The following is a 20,719-nucleotide window of genomic DNA, read 5'->3' as shown; positions in this document are numbered from 1 at the left end:
GCACAACTATGTTTGTCCGTTTATGCTTATAAATATGCCCATTTATGCTATTTTGAGTTTATGACCCAACAACACATATCAAGAATCAATGATGTTCTGTTTTATATACATAAAGACATCAGCAAAGAACTTACGGCAAAAGAGCTTTCTGAGGTAGCAGCGTATTCTGAGCAGCATTTTCATCGCATCTTTAAACAAGTGGTGGGAGAGTCGATTCATCAGTATATTCGTCGAACTCGTATGGAATATGCAGCAAATCAACTGATGTTTGATACTAAGTCGACCGTTTTAGATATTGCCAATACGTGTGGCTTTAGCTCACTATCATCGTTTAGTCGTGCATTTAAGTCGACTTTTGATATGTCCCCGGGGGAATGGCGTAAGCACGATTTACAGATATCAGATAAACCATATTTGAAAGATCCTGAAATTGCAGAGGGATATTTAAGCGTGGCTGATAGAGTGTTACCTCAACCAAAAATCATCGAAGTTTCAGAGCTGTTGGCGGCCTATGTGAGACACGATGGCTATAACCGTTCTATTCGTAATGCGTGGTTAGTATTAAAAGCATGGGCAAATACAGAGGATCGTGATTTCTCTACTCAATTTGGCTTACACCATTCAAATCCTGCATGGGTTGAGCTTAATAAGTGCCGTTATGTTGCTTGTATTGCGATTGATAAGCCATTGAAATACCGTGGCGTGGTAAATCAAATGGTGATCCCTGGCGGGTTACATGCGGTGTTTCGATTGCATGGTATTTATGGGCAACTACTGCCACAAATCAGTACAGTATTGGAGAAATGGTTGCCGGCATCAGGCTTTAAATTAAGATCGACACCGGCGTACGTACGCTACCACAAAAACCACTTTTTAAATGAAAGCGAAGAATTTGAATTGGATTTTTATCTTCCAATCAGCTTTTATTAGTAAGATTCGGTTTATTTGGCTTCTTCATTTTTATGTTAGCAATCATGATAGAGATAATGACCAATATCAACGCGCACTTTTGACCGCTAGAAATAGGCTCATGATAAATCCATATAGCTAAGGCGAGATGCAAAGTCGGTTCAATATATTGAAGTAAGCTTATCTTGCTGAGTGGTGTTTTGAGGATCGAAATGCTCAATAATAAAATCGAGACGAGCTGTAATGGTGCCGCTCCCATTAAGGTTGCCCAGTTAAGTGCAGAAAGTTCATCAGAGTGAGTGATGATGTACCACAAGGCAATAGGCGCAAACAGGATATGCTCAAAGAAAATAGCCCCAAAGGTGTTTAATTTTATTAGCTTTTTGATGGCAATATAGCTAGCAAAAGAGAGTGAAATAGCCAAACTTAACACAGGCAATTGTTGGTCTAAATAGACATAACTCACAATGGCCAATACCATCATAAATAGAGCAATTTTTTGTGGTGATTTTAGATCTTCTTTAAAAAAGACAAAGCCGATAAAAAACACAAAAACAGGCGTAATATAAAAGGCTAATGATGCTGCCATGATGTTATTGGAGATGGTTGCGTATACAAATCCTAACCACGATAAATTCATCATGATCCCTGCCATAAACGCAATTGAGACATTTCTAACTGTGCATTGTTTTTTGTCTATTAGGTTGGGTTTAAAGCAAAAAACAGCAATTAGAATTACCGCCGACCAAAAGATACGATTAGATAGAATTAATGCAGGGCTGAAGCCTTCCAGTTGATGGAAGTAAACAGGAACTAATCCCCATATAATAAAAGCCAAAGCCCCAAAAAATGTATACATAACGAACCTTTTAATAATCTACATCAGCACGACAGTAGCGCGCTATTTGAAGGAGATTGATTCTATGCCCTTCTTTGATGTTTTGCTATTAAGTAATGCATCCCATATGATGAAAGTAATTATTTAAAAGGAATTAAATTATGTCAGAGGAAAAAGCGATACTTTATTACGTCTATGATCCAATGTGTTCATGGTGTTGGGGCTATAAACCAGTATGGGATAAGGTGAAAAAAGCCGTTTTTAATGATGTCGATATTGTCTATGTTCTTGGTGGGTTAGCGCCTGACTCAGAAGAGCCTATGTCGCAAGAGATGCAGATCCAAATAGCATCGTACTGGCAAAAAATAGAAAATTACCTAGGTACTTCTTTTAATCATGACTTTTGGGAGAATAATACCCCGCGCCGCTCTACATATCCCTCTTGTCGTGCCATTCTTGCTGCTCGATCTCAAGGTGCAGAACTTGCCATGCTTGAGGCAATTCAAAGCGCTTATTATTTAAAAGCGATGAACCCGAGTGATAATGAGGTTCTACTAGATTGTGCCAGAAGTATTGGTTTAGATATGGTTAAATTTGAGTTGGATTTATTCTCTCCAGAGACGCACCAAGCATTGTTAGATGAAATTGCATTTTCTCGCTCAATTAGTAAAAGTGGATTCCCTTCTTTATTTTTTAAAACAGAAGATGAGCTGATTGAGTTCCCTATTGATTATGAAAAATCAGAAGGAACCATAGCACTGTTAAAAAGTCGTCTATATTAATTAATGCAAAAGGCGACAGCATAATACTGTCGCCTTTTTCATTCGCATTCATCTGATCACTAACTTATTTTGGTTATTGTTACGATCTAGCAACAAGTTACATCTCAAATAAGAAGTAATAACCATAACCAACCACAAAGGCTGGAACTGCCGAGTAGAAGGTCGCAACCATTGCTGCTTTTGGTGCTAATGCAATTGCTGGAAATAGCGCGTCACCATCGTTTGATATTGCATTTGAAAGCTGTGCTGACATTGGCATCGCCCCTGATAAATATAGGCTCGTCACTAGAATCTGAGGACCACAACCCGGAAGTAAACCAATCGCCAAGCCAATCAGTGGCATCCACATTCCATAACCTAAGAATACCGTGTGTAAATCGATGCCAGAGAAGTAGGTGGTTAGTTCAAAAATTAAGAAAGCGACAATTACCCAAGCAGAGACAAAATTGGTGTCTTGCGCCGCCTTTTGCATTGGATGAGAACTTACACACTTGTTATCTTCTGAAACTGTTGATTGATAATCACTGATTTCTTTGGTTAACGACCATAACATCATGCTGCCAATCGCTAATATGGCGCCAATCCATTCAATGCTGTGTTGTGGTAAATGAAACAGTTGATTGATATCTACTTGGAACGAACCGAGTAGGGCAATCACTGTTGCAGGAATTAATACCCATTTCCAAAATACACCCTGTAAGTTGATCGCTTTTACTTGTAAGCATGATGTGTTTTGTTCTGAATTTTCAGCTTTCTGATCTTGTTGTTTATCTTGAGCCTCAGGGCGTAAAAAATCGTCTTTATGTAATGCATTTACAACCATACCTGAGATGGCACCAACCACAACACCTAATGCCATTACGCCAAATCCCACTTTAGGCTGTGCTGCAATTAATAAGAAAGCGGCATCACCCATGGTAGCCGTTAATACCGCAACGACAGAGCCAAAACCAACTTTACCGCTGATGTATTGAGTGGTAACGACAATGGCACCACCACAGCCAGGCAGAGCACCAAGTAAAGATGAAAACACCACTTGGTTGGTACGAGATTTATTATAAAGCGCAGTAATACGGTTGGTTTTACCCATTATATTCGATAGGTAATGGTAAATAACCAATGTGAAAGCTACGTAGGTAGATACTGCCCAAAAAGCATCAGATAACGTTGTGACGGTGATTTCTCGTGTTGTCTCTGCACCTACTAAAGCTAATAAAGTGATAGGCAATAATAGACGTTTGTGTTGCAGTGAAAACTGCGAAAGTGAGAATGAGTGTGAAAATGTATGAGTAGTCATCATAATAATAAAGCCATAGGTAAATGCGAATAGTTATCAGTATATGCAAATGAGAATTATTATCAACTATCATTTCAATAGTTTTTACCGATTGATAAGTAAATTTTATGCAAAAAGAATAATTAGAATAAAAATCTGCATAGTTATTTGATAGCAGAGAATAGTTAATTAAAAGCTATTGTATGTTAAGTTAAAGTTGTGATTATGTGCTTATTAGGTAAAGTTAAATGCTACTGACTTAGTTTAATTTGTTACTATCAGGCCAATAAATAGATTAAGCCACAGTGCTTAATTAGCGCTAGAGAACAGTTATGAGGGAATATATGAAAGCAGTTGAAGCGAATTTTGATGGTCTTGTTGGACCTACACATAACTACAGCGGTTTATCGGTAGGGAACATCGCCTCTAAAAGTAACAAATCTGGAGCATCGAATCCAAAACAAGCCGTAAAGCAAGGCCTAGAAAAAATGAAGGCTCTGTATGATATGGGCTTTGTTCAAGGAGTATTAGCACCACAAGAGCGTCCAGATATCCATACACTACGTCGTTTAGGGTTTTCTGGCTCAGACGCTGAGGTGTTACAGAAATCTCATCAATATTCACCACAACTACTCGCTGCGTGTAGTTCGGCCTCAAGTATGTGGACAGCAAACGCAGGTACGGTTTCTCCAAGTGCTGATACCTCTGATGGTAAAATCCATTTTACTCCGGCTAACTTAATTAATAAATTTCATCGCTCAATTGAAGATGAAGTGACAGGCAATGTCTTAAAAGCCACGTTTGCGGATGAAAAGCATTTTGTTCATCATGAAGCGTTGCCGCACAGTGATTATTTTGGTGATGAAGGGGCGGCAAACCACACTCGTTTTTGTAATGAATATGGCGAACAAGGCGTTGAGTTCTTTGTCTTTGGGAAAAGTGCGTTTGATGAGAGCTACCTTGCTCCGAAAAAATACCCTGCACGCCAGACATTAGAAGCCAGTGAAGCGATTGCACGAACGCATGGTTTACGCGATCAATTTACGGTGTTTGCACAGCAGAACCCTGATGTTATTGACCAAGGGGTATTCCATAATGATGTTATTGCTGTCGGTAATAAAAACACCTTATTTTGTCATCAACAAGCATTTTTTAATCAAGAACAAGTGAAGTTAGAACTAAGTGCTGCTTATGGTTCTGGCTTTAATGTTATTGAGGTGCCAACAGATAAAGTATCGGTGCAAGATGCGGTTGAAACGTATCTTTTTAACAGCCAGCTAATCACCAAGTCAGATGGAACTACCTTGATCATTCTTCCACAACATTGTCGTGAGAATCCAAGAGTATGGGCGTATTTAAATCAGCTAGTAGAGAAAAAATGCGGCATTGATGAGTTGCATACCTTTGATTTAAAACAGAGCATGCAAAATGGCGGTGGGCCAGCGTGTTTACGTCTCCGTGTCGTGTTAAATGAAGCAGAGAAAAAAGCCGTCAATCAACAGACCTTGATGAACGATCAGCTGTTTACAACATTAAATCTGTGGGCTGATAAGCATTATCGTGATCGTATTGCAGACAAAGATCTTGCGGATCCACTGCTGTTATTAGAATCACGTGCAGCATTAGATGAGTTAACACAAATCATGCAGCTAGGTTCCGTGTATCCGTTCCAAAGGTAAGTGATTATTAGGCAAGGCTGGCTGTTTTTAGCGGTTTTATTTTTAAATCTCCTAATATCGATGACTTGCTTATAGCCTAATCAGTGGAATGTCATAGCTTAACGTCATATCAATTGCTTATAAGGTATTTAAAGAAAATACTCAATTAACGATAAGCGCACATTATTTAATTCAATATAAAATGCGCTTTCGTTTAATTTAGGTTATTTAGCGAACTTCCTTTCTGCAAATTATCAATATACTGTTATCAGTTTGCGTCTCAAAAAGATAATGCACAGTTCTTATTTTGATTCTATTTATCAAAATATACAAAAAACTTTTTTATATTAAGCACTTAAAAACATGGTATGGGTTGTGCTCTTCTTCATTATACGCTAGGTATAAATGAGGGAATATTATGAAAAAGAGCAGATTACTTTCTTGTATCGTTACATTAAGTCTTACTGTTGGAGTCAATGGTCAAGTGCAAGCTGTAATTCCATTTGCTTCCTGTCCAGGGCAAGCCTTTATGATACAAAACCCTTCTGGATCTCCGGTGGCTTATGGCATTAACTTAGATGTCGGTAGCTATAGTACTTTATCTTGGGAGGTTGGAAGCGGAAAAATTAATGCTATTGGCTATAGCGTTCATGATGATTACATTTATGGGTGGGATTATAGTGCAAAAACCTTAACTAAAATTGGTGCTGATTTTGTATCAACGCCATTATCGGTTTCTAATCTCAATGTTGGTCCTACGTCAATTTATGTTGGCGATGTATCAACTATTGAAAATGCTTGGTATGGATACCGAATGAATCAAGGGCTTTTTAGAGTTGGCTTAGATGACTTGATTATGACTAAAGTTGCCAACTCTGGCACGGTTGGTAATTGGCGTATTCTTGATATGGCTTTTCATCCAGATGATGGAATTATCTATAGTGTTGATAATTATGGTTATCTTTATAAAATAGATCCGAATACAGGAGTAAGTACTCAATTAAATCAAGTGATTAGCAGAAATAGTATAGGCCATAGTTTAGCTTTTGGTGCTCAATATTTTGATGTCGATGGAAACCTTTATCTCAGTAATAATGGTAATGGGTATATTTATATTATTAATATTGATGACACCAATTCGACGTCAGCCTTTTTTGCTTATGGGCCATCAAGTAATTCAAATGATGGTGCTCGCTGTGCATTTGCAGCAGTAGGACAAAATGATAATAGTGATTATGGGGATGCGCCTGATACTTACGGCACGTTATATGATTCATTTGGCGCTCGTCATGGTATTTCTGATTTAAAACTAGGTCTGATTGTTGATGGAGAAAGTGAAGCTTATGTGTTTCCACTTTCAGATGACACATCAGATTCAAGTAATGATGATGATGGTATCTCATTCCCTGTACCGCTTGAAATTGAGGAAACAAGCTTCATTTATGCAGATGTTGAAGGTGCTGAAGGTGAGGGGGTACTTAGTGCTTGGATTGATTGGGACCAAGATGGTGTGTTTAATGACGATGAAATGATTCTGAACAGTGAATGGGTAGATGATGGTCAAAATCAACTCTATTTTGAAGTGCCAAGTTGGGCTTTAGCAGGAGATACCTGGGCCCGTTTTCGTTTAAGTCATACCTATGATGTTAGCCCAAATGGAGGGGTAAGCGCAGGTGAAGTCGAGGATTACCAAGTTACTGTTACCGATCAAGGTGTATCTGTTGAACTTTACCCAGTAGGGTCTGGCTACACAACTTTCGCTTATGAGGACCAATTTCCTAAAGTCGGTGATTATGATATGAATGACGTCCTTATGAACGTCAAATACACTGAATTTAGCCATAACAATCAAGTAATTCAACTTAAAATTGAAGGGCAAGTTGCCGCTCTTGGTGGAACTTATCACTCTGGTTTTGCTATTCGTTTACCTAATATAAGTCCAGATAGAATAAAGGCTGATTCAGTTAAGCTATTTATTAATGAAGAATTACAAAATACGACAGTATTAGAGAGCGGTACTTTAGATGCTGTTTTGATTATTCATGAAGATCTGTGGTCGCTGACTGAAGCAGGTGAGGAAGAGGGGTGTAGTATGTTCCGAACTGAACCAGGTTGTGGGACTCAATATCGTCCTAGCTGGTCACTAACAATCCCGTTTGAATCCCCTATTTCTCAAGCGCAAATGCCTGATTTACCTTATGACCCATTCATTTTTGCGACCTCTGGTTATTACTATGGGGAGGATGGATTGCAAGTGAGTGGTGGGCATCCTGGACGTAATCTAGAAGTACATCTGAAAAACAAAAAGCCGACCTCTAAGTTTGATTATGGCTACATTGGCAGAAGTGATGATGCGACCAATACTGCTAATAATACTTATTTCCATACAGATAACGGCCTTCCATGGGCAATTGAAATACCTCTTAACTGGGAACATCCAAATGAGTCAGTAAGCATTCTTGAAGCGTATCCTCAGTTTGCAGACTTCTCTCAAGATGCAACAGGGCAAACTGCTTCGGATTGGTATACCACGCCTAGCGCTGGAAAAACTTATATAGATTAAGGAAATATGTTATGAATAGTATCGTGAATAAAATGTATTTATTACTTTTTGTTGCTAGTTTTAGTCTACTTACTGCTTGTAATAGTGATAGTTCTGGTGGCTCAAATGATTCAGGTACAGGTACAGGTACAGGTACAGGATCATCTTCGAATGCTCAAGTATCTATCTTAGATTTGAAAATCAATGTAGATAATAACCTTGATTCAATATACAGCCTTGATGTTGATGTTGATATTTCAGAGCGTTCCACTAAGCGCGCATTTATATCTATTTGTGATAATAGCCAAGCACAAGGTGATTTATCTAAAGTAGATTTTGATATGTGTTTACTTAAAGGTCGTTTAGAGCAAGGTGTTGGTGAATTTGATCTTCGTGTTGCGAACCATTGTGAAGAGCTAATTACCATCATTTGGATAATGGAAAAAGATCGGGATCCTCTTATCTATACTTTTGCACATAATAACCAAAAAGAGCGTTATTGGTTAATTAATTAAAACCGTTATAGGTTATTTGTAAACCGCCTTGATAGAAGGCGGTTTATTATATTTATTTAGTACCAATACTCATTAAATCATCGATAAAATGCTTAAGCGCTCGCTCTTCAATAATCCTAATTTTTTGCTGTTGAGAGTCATTTAGCATGTGGTACATACTTGCGGCACCAAAGTCGCCAAAGATAATATTTGCGTCAGTATCAAATAAGGTGTTATGCGCATACAAATCACCATGACACACTTGATTATCATGTAGGTGATCAAACACATTACGCATTTCAGCCGTCATTTTATTAATGTGCTCTAGTGATAGTGTGAAACCATCAGGAAAAGTATCACGTGTGCAGCTTTCTAAACTTGGTGGTAAACCTAAGTTTTTGTAATGTGCAGGGATTAGATTCATTATTAATGCTAAGTGGTTATCTTCACTTACTTGCGCCAATGATTGCACCAAACTTGGGTGATTACCTACTTTTAAACACGCTTGCAACTCATCTTCAGGGTAACCATCACTAGTCACTTCACCTTTAAATACTTTAACGGCAATTTCTTGTGGGAAATCCGTTTGTTTTTTATTCCAACGAGCTTTAGAAATGACACCTGATGCGCCTTGGCCTAATACTTCTTCTAATGTGTAATCTGATGAGGCGATACTCGGAACGGATTTCACTTTCACATCGGATTTACAGAATGGATTACCCGCAAAGGCAAACCAAGCCAGTTTGGGTAAATTCAGTAGTTGCTCTGGGCATTCAATCAATTGGTTTGCTGAAATACGCAGTAATTCCAAGTTGTGTAACTGAGATAGGTTACTTGGTAATTCTGTCAGTTTGTTGCCAGCGAGTGCCAATTTTTGCATTAAGTGGCAATTACCTAGTGAGTTAGGTAATGCTTCAACTTGGTTATCGGTTAAGATCAACCAACGCAATTTGGGTGGGAAGGCCTCTTCAGGAATATGCTGAATTTGACACGATTTAAATCCAATCATCTCAAGGTTTTGACACTGCGCCAGAACATCAGGGAACACAGTGAATGGGTTGTTTGATGCAAAGAAGATCTTCAATTTAGATAATTGATCGATCTCACTTGGTAGCGTAGTTAATTGATTACTCGATAAATCTAAGATTTCTAATGAATCCGCAAGCGATAAGATCTCAAGTGGAAACTCTGTTAATCCTTCACTTAATTGTAATCGAGTAATACCTTGTAATTCACCGGATTGTAACTGCGCTAATGTATGCAAACTAATCTACCTATGTTGTTTGTATTTTCCGCCGATTGTACGGTGTTTCAGTATGAAAATCTAATATACCAATTTGGTTATAATAGCTATAACGGATGGGTAATTGGCTCATGAATTGTCATCATATTGATAAAATAAGTGATCTTTTTTACGTTAATTTACCGTAATATTAAACAGAGGCAGTTAAGGGAGCTAACGATGATACAACGTATAACAAAAATAGGTTTCATAGGAACAGTATTAATGATTTTAAGCGGTTGCTTAGGGATGCCAAAGGGCGTTGACCCCGTATCAGGCTTTGAATTAAATCGCTATTTAGGCAAATGGTATGAAGTGGCGCGATTAAATCATTCTTTTGAAGAAGGGTTGAGTAAAGTCAGCGCCGAGTACCGCATTAATGAGGATGGAAGCGTTAAGGTCATTAATCGAGGCTATTCAAAAGAAGAACAAGAGTGGAATGAAGCAGAAGGGAAAGCGAAATTCATTGGGGCAGAAGATAAAGGGTATCTTAAAGTCTCGTTCTTTGGCCCTTTCTACGGTTCATACGTGGTGTTTGAATTAGATAAAGAAAATTACCAATATGCGTTTGTATCAGGCCCTGATCTTGATTACTTATGGCTACTATCTCGAACCAAAAAAGTGGACCAAGAAGTGATTGAGCGTTTTGTATCAACGGCTCAATCACTCGGTTTTAAAACCAATGAACTTATCTTTGTTGAGCAATAATTAAATTGACGCGTTAGTTAACGGATATTCTTGGGTTCTAAAGGATATCCCTGTCGATTAACTAGCGCGCTAACTTATGATGCGCTCGAGAGAAATGCCCAGCACAGAAAGCACCAACAATCGATAACTCTCCCGCTAAACACAACGCTGCGCACACTTCTGCTAACGCTTGTGATTTTCCTGTGCCGTGCAGTCCCATCAATTCTAAACAGGCTTTTTGGCTCGGTAATCCAGTACCACCACCAACCGTACCCAGCATTAAATTTGGCAAGGTTACACTTGCGTATAAATCGCCATTTTTATCCACTTCAATTCGTGTCATACCAATAGCTGATTCGGCCACGCACGCAGCATCTTGACCGCACGCAATATAAAGAGCAGCAAGGGCATTCGCATAATGAGCATTAATGCCTATAGTTCCGCTGAGCGTTGCACCCACGGTACTCATTTGCGTAAATTGCATCATTTTTTCAGGGGTGGTGTGTAGGTATTTTTTCACTAATTCAGCAGGAATATGCGCTTCGGCAGTGACTTTTTTACCACGAACACTGCGAAGAGACTGGCTACTGGCTTTTTTATCCCCTGATAAGTTTCCATCTAAATACGCATTTTCAGGCGCAATAGGGGAGTTATCCACGATATAGCTAAACACGGCATTAGTGGCGATGGTTACCATGTTCTGTCCAGAAGCATCACCAGTTAAAAACTCGAATACCAAATAAACATGATTGCCTTCAATACTGATATTAATGTCGCTGAGTTTACCGTGTGAAGTAGTCGCTTCTGCTAATTGTTTAAAGGTGTCGTATTGGGTAACAGCCCATGCAACAAATTGTCCGGCCTCAGCTAAACCATAGAATGCAAAAGCAGGAGTACGAGTAACCCCTTCATTTAATAGCATAGCACTTGCACCACCACTTGCCGTTAGCAGCTGTGCTCCACGATTATAAGAGGCCACTAAAGCCGCTTCTGTAGTGGCAAGAGGTACCAAGTAATCATCATTGGCAAATAAGCCATTCACACGTAATGGGCCTGCAAGACCAACAGGTAATTTCACCGTGCCAATAAAATGCTCGATGTTTTTCTCGTACACATGGCTTTGGGCTTGAGTGTGCGGATCGAGTAATTCTGATTGAAGTTCAGGCTTTGCTAGCTTATTCCAACGACGAGTGAGGTTTTTTTCTGTTAGATAAGGGCTAGGGGTGATTTTATTGGTTGGTCTTTCAAAATGAGGATTGAGCGATTGCTCTAATTTATCTGCAGAGATATCGCCTCCTAAGATTGATACATAGTCACGACGGTGCAGATTCAGTTTTGGCATAAGAACATATTAATTTACAGCAAATGTTGAGGGGGATTTTACTGAGTAATGAGGGATAAACAAGAGGTAGATATAAACGGTTACAGTTTGTTTATATTTTAGGGGGTTGTTAGGGCTAGATAAGTGTATAAAACAACCTTATAAAGGTCACATTTATCGACAAGTTTTTTTGATTATCACGATAAATATTCATTATTGGACTACCTTTTAATTATGTTAGTTAATGCCGTTAACGCATCGTTAGTTTACGATGTTTGTTAGGTTATACCTCGATATTCCAACGAGGTATTTTCTGTTGATGGCCCTATTGTGTGAGGTCTCTAGATTTGGAACATTCGGTTAATTTGGAACGCATCCGTGCTGAGTATAATGTAAAGCATTGGAGCCAAGGTTTTTACGGTATTGATGATAATGGTGAAGTGTATGTATCACCACGTAGTGAATCAGATCATCAAGTCCCATTAAGTCATATTGTGGATCAATTAGAGCAGCGAAATATTGGATTGCCTGCGTTGGTTCGTTTTCCTCAAATCGTACATCAGCGTGTGCATAATATTTGTAACGCATTTAACCAAGCGATTGAAGAATACCAATATGAAAACCATTATCTTCTTGTTTACCCTATTAAAGTAAACCAACAAAAAGAAGTGGTTGATGAAATTCTTGCAAGTCAGGCGCAATTAGAGCAAAAGCAATTAGGCTTAGAAGCGGGCAGTAAGCCTGAGCTATTAGCCGTATTAGCATTAGCTCAAAAAGCGAGCTCTGTGATTGTATGTAATGGTTATAAAGACCGTGAATACGTTCGCTTAGCACTGATTGGTGAGAAACTTGGTCACAGTGTTTTTATCGTTCTAGAAAAATTATCGGAATTAGATTTAGTTCTATCTGAAGCAAAGGCATTAGGTGTCAAACCTCGCCTTGGTTTGCGTATTCGTCTTGCCTCTCAAGGTGCAGGGAAATGGCAAGCAAGTGGTGGTGAAAAATCGAAATTTGGACTATCTGCCTCTCAAGTATTGACGGTAATCAATCGTCTAAAAGCAGAAGATCAATTAGATATTTTAGAGCTTGTGCATTTCCATCTTGGTTCACAAATGGCGAACATTCGTGATGTGCGTAACGGCGTAAGTGAAGCGGCACGATTTTATTGTGAGTTACGTGATATTGGCGCAAAACTCAAATACCTAGATGTGGGTGGCGGTTTAGCGGTAGATTACGATGGAACTCGTAGTCAATCATCTAATTCTATGAACTACGGCTTGACGGAATACGCACGTAATATCGTGATGACCATTGGTGATATCTGTCAGCTTTACTCACAACCAATGCCAGTGATTATTTCAGAATCAGGTCGTTCATTGACGGCGCACCACGCCGTGTTAATTACTAACGTGATTGGTACTGAAAGTTATACGCCGGAAGCGATTGAAAAACCGCATGCTGATGATCCGTTGTTACTACACAATATGTGGCGTAATTTGGAGGAGTTAGAGAATGGCGGCGACGATCGCGCATTAATTGAGATTTATAACGATACTCAATGTGACGTAGCAGAAGCGCACAATCAGTTTGCGACAGGCATGATTAACCTTCAGCATCGTGCATGGGCAGAGCAAATATCACTACGTATTAACTATGAGTTAAGCGTAAAAATGAGTACAAAGAACCGCTACCACCGTCCAATCTTGGATGAGTTAAGTGAGCGTTTAGCGGATAAATTCTTTGTGAACTTCTCTCTGTTCCAATCATTACCAGATGCATGGGGTATTGATCAGGTGTTCCCTGTAATGCCATTAAGTGGTCTTGATAATGCGGACGAACATCGCGCAGTTGTACTGGATATTACGTGTGATTCTGATGGTACGATTGATCAATATGTTGATGGCCAAGGTATTGAAACCACACTGCCAGTACCGGCTTGGAATCCAGATGAGCCTTATTTGATGGGCTTCTTCTTAGTGGGCGCATACCAAGAGATCTTGGGTGATATGCATAACCTATTTGGTGATACTCACAGCGTTGTTGTTAATGTTGATGAAAACGGCGAAGCAAATATTGATTACATCAATGAAGGCGATACCGTTGAAGATATGATGCGTTATGTACATATCGATGTGGATTTGATCCGTCAAAACTACAAAGACATGGTAACAGCGAAAGTTGCAAAAGAAGAACAACAAAGCGTGCTTGAAGAGTTAGAGCAAGGCTTAATGGGTTACACCTATTTGGAAGATTTTTAATGAACGATTTATTCACCAAAAAAGATTATTCATTGTACTCAAATGCAATGACATTTATGCGTCGTCCATTGGTACAAAACCCAATTGATAACGATGCAGATATCGTCGTTCTAGGTGCGCCATTAGATATGGCTACATCAGGTCGTCCTGGTGCGCGTTTAGGTCCTGATGCAATTCGCCGTGCATCAGTGAATCTTGCGTGGGAAGGCAAAAAATTCCCATGGGATTTCAATGTATTTGATCATACAAAAGTCATTGATTCTGGCGATTTAGTGTTTGATACCGGTGATGCAGAAGACTTCACTGTACGTCTAGAAGCGGCGGCTGATGCGATACTAGATAGTGGTAAAACGCTGTTAGGTTTAGGCGGCGATCACTTTATCACGCTTCCATTACTTCGTTCTTACGCGAAAAAATACGGTGAAATGGCATTGATCCATTTTGATGCTCACACTGATACTTATAGCCATGGCAGCCGTTACGATCACGGTACCATGTTCTATCATGCACCAAACGAAGGCTTGATCTCACCAGAACACTCTGTTCAGATTGGTATTCGTACTGAGTATGACCAAAAAGATCACGGCTTTAATGTGATTAACGCAATGCAAGCCAATGACATGAGTGTTGATGCAATTATCGAACAAGTAAAAGGCATTGTTGGTGATAAACCAGTCTACCTAACGTTTGATATTGATTGTCTTGATCCTGCGTTTGCTCCGGGTACAGGAACTCCTGTGTGTGGTGGTTTGAATTCAGATAAGATCTTAAAAATCATCCGTGGTTTGCAAGGTATCAACATGGTTGGTATGGATGTGGTAGAAGTATCACCTGCGTATGACCAAAGTGATATCACGGCACTGGCTGGTGCGACGATAGCTCTTGAGTTGTTATATGTTTGGACGGCGAACCGTTTAAACAAATAAGCATGATAAAAGCTAAGTAAGATATATAAACCCGCTGAATGAGAGTTCAGCGGGTTTATTCTTTTCAGGATTCAGGATTTTTATTTAAAACAGCGAGATTGTGAAACTTGTGCTTTCTTGTTTATCGCTTGCATAACCGCATTAGGGGTGGCTTTATATAAACGATTTAAAGAGGTCGTTGTTTTTAATTCTGTTTGCAAATATGAGGTGTAATCTTTGAATGTATTCATCTGCTTAGAACCGTAATTTTGTTGGCATGATTGAACCCAATCAACATAATGGTTAAAAAATATTGAGGCATCTTTGGTCGGCATCGCCGTCATCAAATACGCCATATCTCGGCTAGTTTGAAAGTGCTGAAAATCAATTGGCGTATCCCAATAGCCACCCCAGTAGATGAATCCATTTTTAGCAAAAATATTGATGACTTCTTCTGCAAACCCCTTCCTGTCATCTTTTCCTAAACGTTGTAACATTCGATTTGAATATTCGTGGCCTTTTAATGGTTTAAATGTTGCGGTTCCCCATGAGGTAAATTCAACAAATGGATTTTGTAATGGGTTGATATCAATAGCAACGCCATAGGCATGTAAAGAAAGCGATGATTTCCCTGCAATCGGTCGGTAGTTAAATGCTGAGGTGTTATTGGCATCCATGGATTTAACATCATTCCCCGCGTAATACTCGATAGGTTTGGCTTGATCTATTGGGAAGCCTTGCTGATACAAGATATCAAAAATACGGTTAACATGAGGAGCTACAGCATCCAATACAACCAGTTTACCTGTCGTTGTTTTTCCATCAAACGTGTAATGTTTAAAGGTGACATTACGTAAACGCTCACATTGAACTGGCGCTTTAGTCGACATAACGCCTTTGCCGATCATGGCTTGGCATTGAGGTGAACTAAGTGGAGTTACACTAGCCCAAAGTGGGGTAGAGAAAACAGTCATCGCCACTGCACTTATTATAGAGATTATTTTCATTTTTTAGAGTACCTAACCATGAACAGGGTAAATTATTTTATCTGTTGATAATAAATGCATAACAGGACTATAGCAGTATTTATTTAGGGATTTAGAGTAAATACAGCACCATTTATAAATGGTGATTTCGCTGCAAAGTTACTTTTGTCGAATTTTGATCATCGATACGAGGAGATTGGTAGACATCAACAAACACTAGGGATAAAATTTTGGAGCTTTACTTAGGGATCATAGGAATAAGTAATTATTCTCATCATTATGCCATTGATGGCTTTTTTAGTTAATCAGGGAAAGATGCGTATCTGGATAAGTTTTAGAGTTAAAGAATATCCAGATGAGTATCTGATCCTTGTCGATATAGACGTAGGAGTATAGAGTCATAATGTCGAACAAATTTAAAACAGCAATAGCCAAGTTTCGTGCTTTCCCGCGACGTATTCGCTGGAGTACGTATGCATTAAGTGCTTATCTTTTATATGCCGCACTGTTTGGTCTACTGGTTCCTTATATTGCTAAACAGCAGATCCCAGAACACCTATCTAAACTCATAGAACGCCCAGTGATGTTAGCTGATGTGACGTTTAACCCTTTTACTCTTCAGTTAGATATAGCTCAGTTTTCTATCCAGGATATTGAGTCTTCAGATTCTTTTGTCAGTTTTGAAAATGCCAGCATCCAAATGATTTTTTGGGAGTCCATTTTAAATGCCGCGATCTCAGTTGAATATATTGCATTAGATAAGCCTTATATTGATATTGAACGCCTAAATAACACACAACAGCGGGTATTTAATTTCAGTGATATTTTAGATGCTGTAAATCGTAATTTGGCTTCACAAGAAAAAACAGAACCATCAATAGAAGAACCCATTGATCGTCATAAAGCGTTATTTCCTGTTTTGATTAAACAAACAAGATTAGCTCAAGGTCATGTCAGATTTTTTGATGGTGCCACAGCAACAGAGTTAGTCTATCCAGACATCAACTTCTCGCTAGGATCATTTTCAACTCAAAGCCTATTAACAGATGCAGAGCAAAAGAATAACTACCGTGTGCAAATTACCGATGCAGATTCGGGCAACGTAGAGCTTAAAGGCCAAGTGCAATTAAAACCGTTAGAAGTGGTTGGCGATGTTAAAGTTCAACGCATTCAGTTACCACGCTTATGGGGATTCATTGAAAAAGACATTATTGCCAAATTAACCTCAGGTAATGTGAATTTTTCATCCAACTATCATCTGGTTCAAACCAGCGGTGATACCGAAAGTGATGATACGATGAGCATTACTACTGATAAGGGCATGTTCTCTGTTAATGATTTGAATTTTAATGCCGAGGGAAAATCGATTGTCTCTTTGCCTGATTTTTCAGTGAGTGGCATAGCGACGAATGTAGAGAAGCAAACCGTTAATATGGTTTCTGTGACTTCTCATGGCTTAAATGTGTCAGCAAAAGTAGACGATAAAGGGGTCGATCTTGTTACCTTATTTACCCCTAAATTTCTTACAGAAGAGTCAAAAGAAAAGAAAGAAGAACCGATAGAAAAAGATCCCAACCCTACCGTGGATTCTTCATGGTTAGTGACACTGGATGGCGTAGAAATTAAAGACTACCAGCTAAACGTCGAAGAGAAAGCCATTACCAAAAAAGCCAATCAATGGCAGATATCTCCAATTAACCTAACCACAAGTCAGATTGTAAGTGATCTCTCTAAACCGATTGATTTTGATTTCTTTACGTCGGTAAATGGTAAAGGTGATATCAGCGTTAAAGGCCAAGCCGATGCCAAACAACAAGCCGTATTGGCTGATATTGATGTGAAATCATTGAAGTTAGCGCAATTCCAACCTTATTTAGCGACCGCAGTAAATGCAACCTTAACCAAAGGGGAAGTGAGCACGCAAGCTAAGTTAGACGCCAATGCAAAAGGTAACGTTGAGGTTAGTGGTGGGGTTCAAGTAAACCATCTTTCAATTCGTGACAATAAACTAAGAAAGCCGTTCGTAAAATGGCGCTCATTGGCGGTCAATAAGTTTGATTTTGATTTACAAAAAAACAAATTAGCAGTCGATACGTTAAGGTTAAGCCAACCTTATGCGCGAGTGGTGATCAATAAAGATCGTACCACCAATATTGGCGACTTAATTGTGACACAGCCGAAAGCCAAAAAGTTGAAAACAACAGCCAAGAAGAAGAATACAAAACCGTTTGATTTGAGAGTTCGAAAAATAGCGTTCAATAATGGTTCGGCATTCTTTGCAGATAACTCCCTTACACCGAATTTCTCTTCAGGCATTGAGCAATTAAAAGGCAATATCGGCCATGTATCGAGTATTCCTGGCACCAAAGCAACGGTTGATATCAGCGGTAATATTGAAAAATACGCACCGGTAAAAGTGAAGGGCGAAATAAATCCATTACTTAAACAGCCTTATTTGGATCTTGATGTCATATTCCAAAGTGTAGAACTAACCACGGTAAACCCTTACTCAGGCACGTACGCAGGCCATTATATTGATAAAGGTCAGTTAACGTTAGCGCTTAATTATAAATTAGAAAATAACCAATTAAAGGGTGAAAATCACGTTATTATCGACCAACTACAGTTAGGTAAAGCCAGTGATAGTGATATCGCGACCTCACTGCCATTAGAGTTGGCGATCGCTTTACTGCAAGATAACGATGGGGTGATTGATTTAGGGGTTGAAGTAACTGGAGATGTAAATGATCCTGAGTTTAGCCTTGGAGCGGTGATTTGGAGCACGATTTCAAACATCATTACTAAAGCCGTCACTGCGCCATTCTCGTTCATTGCGGGCCTTGCGGACTCCGATGAAGAGTTAAATGTGATTGCCTTTGATTTTGGTGCTAATACGTTAACGACTGAAGAGCAAAATAAGTTAAAAACACTGGGTACAGCACTAGAAACTCGTCCGAAGTTAAAGCTAACCGTTGATGGAGCCGTAAATGCCCCAGAAGACAGTAAAGCGTTAGCGCTAGCCCAATTTCATCAACTTCTAGCAGATTCTGCACAGCTCATGATCACCGAGTTACCGACAAACTTGACGGCGAGTACAATGCCGACATCAGGTAAGTTATCGAAAGCTTTACAACAACTGTATAAGCAAGAGTTTAGTGAAAAGGCAAGTGTAGTAGAAGACAGAATAGAAGATGAGGAAGATAAAAAAGGCGAAGAGTTAACCGATGAAGAGTTAGCGAAACGTTGGCATATTACGTTATATAACTTGGTATTAAATAAGCAAGAGGTATCACAAGCACAGTTAGGGCAATTAGCTCAAAAACGCGCTCAAGCAGTAAAAGCATATTTGGTTGATACCGTTAAAGTCGATGCATCTCGTGTGTTTTTACTTGATAGTAGATTCGATATAGAGCAAGACACCAGTAGCGTATTATTATCGTTAGAGGCTAAGTAATCTCTATTCTCTAGGGATTTAAAGAATAAAATGGCGCATCAAGATAGGATGCGCCATTTTTCTATGTAGTGATAACCTACTTCGCTAATTAAAAAGGCATTGGGTACTGTCTAAATACCGCATTAATCTCTGAAATTGCGTCGTCACTTAATGGTTTTGAAAAAGCGTCAATGTCTTCTTTTAATTGCTCTAGAGACGTAGCACCAATAATGGTTGATGTCACGCCATCCACTTGATCACACCATGCTAATGCAAGCTGACAAGGCGTATAACCGTGTTTTTCTGCCACTTGCATATAGGCTCGAACCGCTTCATTTGCCGCTGGCGTATCTCGAAAAATACCATTACGTTGTGAGAACGTCCAACGGCTGCCTTCTGGCATTTTTCCATCTAAGTATTTGCCACTTAACATACCGCCCGCTAACGGTGACCACGGTAAATAAGCCACATTTTCATGAACACAATTTTCAATTAAATATGGCCAATCTTTAGCGTGTAATAAACTGAATTCATTTTGAATTGATACCATTTTTGGTAAATCGTATTTAGCACTCAGTTTAAGGTAAGTGTTAATGCCCCAAGGCGTATCGTCTGATAATCCGATATGGCGGATCTTACCTGCTTTTATGCAAGTATCTAATGCTTGTAAGATCTCAAGCATATCCGCTTCTTCTTTCTTCGCCTCAAAATCACTGAACTTGAATTGGTTAGGAAAATGCTTACCAAAATGTGGAGAAGTACGGTTCGGCCAATGCAACTGGTAAAGATCAATGTAATCGGTTTGTAAACGAGCAAGTGATGCATCAACTGCAGCAATAACGGCGTCACCTGTAATTGGAGCACCCTCACGAACCCAAGGTAAGCCCGGGCCTGCAATTTTAGACGCCAGAATGATATCACTACGACGTTCTAGATTTTCCGCTAACCAATTACCAATAATGGTTTCTGTTTTACCGTAAGTATCAGGCGAGGGAGGCACCGCATACATCTCAGCCGTATCAATGAAGTTAATACCTTGGCTAAGTGCATAGTCAATTTGTTGATTGGCATCCTCTTGATTGTTTTGTTTTCCCCATGTCATGCTTCCTAAGCAGATACGAGAGACAGAGAGATTGCTGCTACCAAGTGTTGAGTATTCCATTTGAGAAGGTTCCTTTATTTAATTTTTTATTAGATTCTTGTTCAAGAATACGCACCAATACTTTCCCTGCTTTAGAACTATTATACTTGAGGGTCAGTAGTGGATTATTTAGCTGGAAAACAAACTCAAGGTATAAACCAATAAAAGCCAGTAGTGCCACCATTCGAAACACGCTAATGCTCAACG

Annotated in this window: 16 protein-coding genes; 9 read left to right on the top strand and 7 right to left on the bottom strand. The window is 39.3% G+C overall.

What is annotated here, in order from left to right; all coding sequences use genetic code 11:
• The first annotated feature begins 60 nt into the window (after positions 1–60).
• Positions 61–930, top strand: a complete 870-nt coding sequence (locus PVK62_RS04470; RefSeq protein WP_274443030.1) for an AraC family transcriptional regulator — start codon at positions 61–63, stop codon at positions 928–930.
• Here the strand turns inward: PVK62_RS04470 and PVK62_RS04465 are convergent.
• On the bottom strand, positions 917–1,768 hold the full coding sequence (locus PVK62_RS04465) for an EamA family transporter (RefSeq protein WP_274443029.1): 852 nt from the start codon (positions 1,766–1,768) through the stop codon (positions 917–919). The two genes, PVK62_RS04470 and PVK62_RS04465, sit on opposite strands and share 14 nt — an antisense overlap.
• A 140-nt stretch (positions 1,769–1,908) precedes the next feature.
• Between PVK62_RS04465 and PVK62_RS04460 the strand changes: the two genes are divergently transcribed.
• Positions 1,909–2,529: a DsbA family protein gene (locus tag PVK62_RS04460; protein ID WP_274443028.1), complete on the top strand. Its 621-nt coding sequence runs from the start codon at positions 1,909–1,911 to the stop codon at positions 2,527–2,529.
• 97 nt (positions 2,530–2,626) lie between these two features.
• Here PVK62_RS04460 and PVK62_RS04455 read toward each other — a convergent pair whose 3' ends face one another.
• The gene (locus PVK62_RS04455; protein ID WP_274443027.1) at positions 2,627–3,829 is read right to left on the bottom strand and encodes a putative manganese transporter; all 1,203 of its coding nucleotides are present in this window, start codon (positions 3,827–3,829) and stop codon (positions 2,627–2,629) included.
• A 320-nt stretch (positions 3,830–4,149) separates the two neighbouring features.
• Between PVK62_RS04455 and astB the strand changes: the two genes are divergently transcribed.
• The 3 genes from astB to PVK62_RS04440 all read left to right on the top strand — a co-directional run bounded on the left by astB (position 4,150) and on the right by PVK62_RS04440 (position 8,520).
• The gene (astB, locus tag PVK62_RS04450; protein WP_274443026.1) at positions 4,150–5,484 is read left to right on the top strand and encodes an N-succinylarginine dihydrolase; all 1,335 of its coding nucleotides are present in this window, start codon (positions 4,150–4,152) and stop codon (positions 5,482–5,484) included.
• A gap of 397 nt (positions 5,485–5,881) precedes the next feature.
• Positions 5,882–8,026, top strand: a complete 2,145-nt coding sequence (locus PVK62_RS04445; RefSeq protein WP_274443025.1) for an LruC domain-containing protein — start codon at positions 5,882–5,884, stop codon at positions 8,024–8,026.
• Between the two features lie 11 nt (positions 8,027–8,037).
• Positions 8,038–8,520: a hypothetical protein gene (locus PVK62_RS04440; RefSeq protein ID WP_274443024.1), complete on the top strand. Its 483-nt coding sequence runs from the start codon at positions 8,038–8,040 to the stop codon at positions 8,518–8,520.
• A 52-nt stretch (positions 8,521–8,572) separates the two neighbouring features.
• Here PVK62_RS04440 and PVK62_RS04435 read toward each other — a convergent pair whose 3' ends face one another.
• A complete protein-coding gene (locus tag PVK62_RS04435) occupies positions 8,573–9,763 on the bottom strand; it encodes a leucine-rich repeat-containing protein kinase family protein (RefSeq protein WP_274443023.1) in 1,191 nt (396 codons plus the stop codon).
• A gap of 198 nt (positions 9,764–9,961) precedes the next feature.
• On the opposite strand from PVK62_RS04435, the gene PVK62_RS04430 reads away from it, so the two are divergent.
• Positions 9,962–10,489 carry a lipocalin family protein gene (locus tag PVK62_RS04430; protein WP_274443022.1) on the top strand — a complete coding sequence of 176 codons (528 nt, stop codon included), beginning with the start codon at positions 9,962–9,964 and terminating at the stop codon, positions 10,487–10,489.
• A gap of 61 nt (positions 10,490–10,550) precedes the next feature.
• On the opposite strand, the gene PVK62_RS04425 is transcribed toward PVK62_RS04430, so the two are convergent.
• Positions 10,551–11,810, bottom strand: a complete 1,260-nt coding sequence (locus PVK62_RS04425; protein WP_274443021.1) for a hydroxymethylglutaryl-CoA reductase — start codon at positions 11,808–11,810, stop codon at positions 10,551–10,553.
• A gap of 344 nt (positions 11,811–12,154) precedes the next feature.
• On the opposite strand from PVK62_RS04425, the gene speA reads away from it, so the two are divergent.
• On the top strand, positions 12,155–14,047 hold the full coding sequence (gene speA, locus PVK62_RS04420; protein ID WP_274443084.1) for an arginine decarboxylase: 1,893 nt from the start codon (positions 12,155–12,157) through the stop codon (positions 14,045–14,047).
• Complete coding sequence (gene speB / locus PVK62_RS04415) at positions 14,047–14,973, top strand: agmatinase (protein ID WP_274443020.1); 927 nt, start codon at positions 14,047–14,049, stop codon at positions 14,971–14,973. The genes speA and speB overlap by 1 nt, the downstream gene beginning before the upstream one ends.
• A gap of 80 nt (positions 14,974–15,053) precedes the next feature.
• Here the strand turns inward: speB and PVK62_RS04410 are convergent, their stop codons facing one another.
• Positions 15,054–15,959, bottom strand: coding sequence for a M15 family metallopeptidase (locus PVK62_RS04410; RefSeq protein ID WP_274443019.1), 906 nt, complete (start codon positions 15,957–15,959; stop codon positions 15,054–15,056).
• Positions 15,960–16,341: 382 nt separating this feature from the next.
• Here PVK62_RS04410 and PVK62_RS04405 point away from each other — a divergent pair, with 382 nt between their 5' ends.
• A complete protein-coding gene (locus PVK62_RS04405; RefSeq protein ID WP_274443018.1) occupies positions 16,342–19,392 on the top strand; it encodes a DUF748 domain-containing protein in 3,051 nt (1,016 codons plus the stop codon).
• 88 nt (positions 19,393–19,480) lie between these two features.
• Here the strand turns inward: PVK62_RS04405 and PVK62_RS04400 are convergent, their stop codons facing one another.
• The gene (locus PVK62_RS04400; RefSeq protein ID WP_274443017.1) at positions 19,481–20,533 is read right to left on the bottom strand and encodes an aldo/keto reductase; all 1,053 of its coding nucleotides are present in this window, start codon (positions 20,531–20,533) and stop codon (positions 19,481–19,483) included.
• The gene (locus PVK62_RS17665) at positions 20,511–20,717 is read right to left on the bottom strand and encodes a hypothetical protein (protein WP_338000107.1); all 207 of its coding nucleotides are present in this window, start codon (positions 20,715–20,717) and stop codon (positions 20,511–20,513) included. The genes PVK62_RS04400 and PVK62_RS17665 overlap by 23 nt, the downstream gene beginning before the upstream one ends.
• Positions 20,718–20,719: the final 2 nt, after the last annotated feature.

It is taken from the genome of Aliivibrio sp. S3MY1 (assembly GCF_028765575.1).
Classification (GTDB): domain Bacteria; phylum Pseudomonadota; class Gammaproteobacteria; order Enterobacterales; family Vibrionaceae; genus Aliivibrio.
The sequence above is the reverse complement of the archived record's forward strand: the minus strand, read 5'-3'. Positions and strand labels throughout refer to the sequence as shown.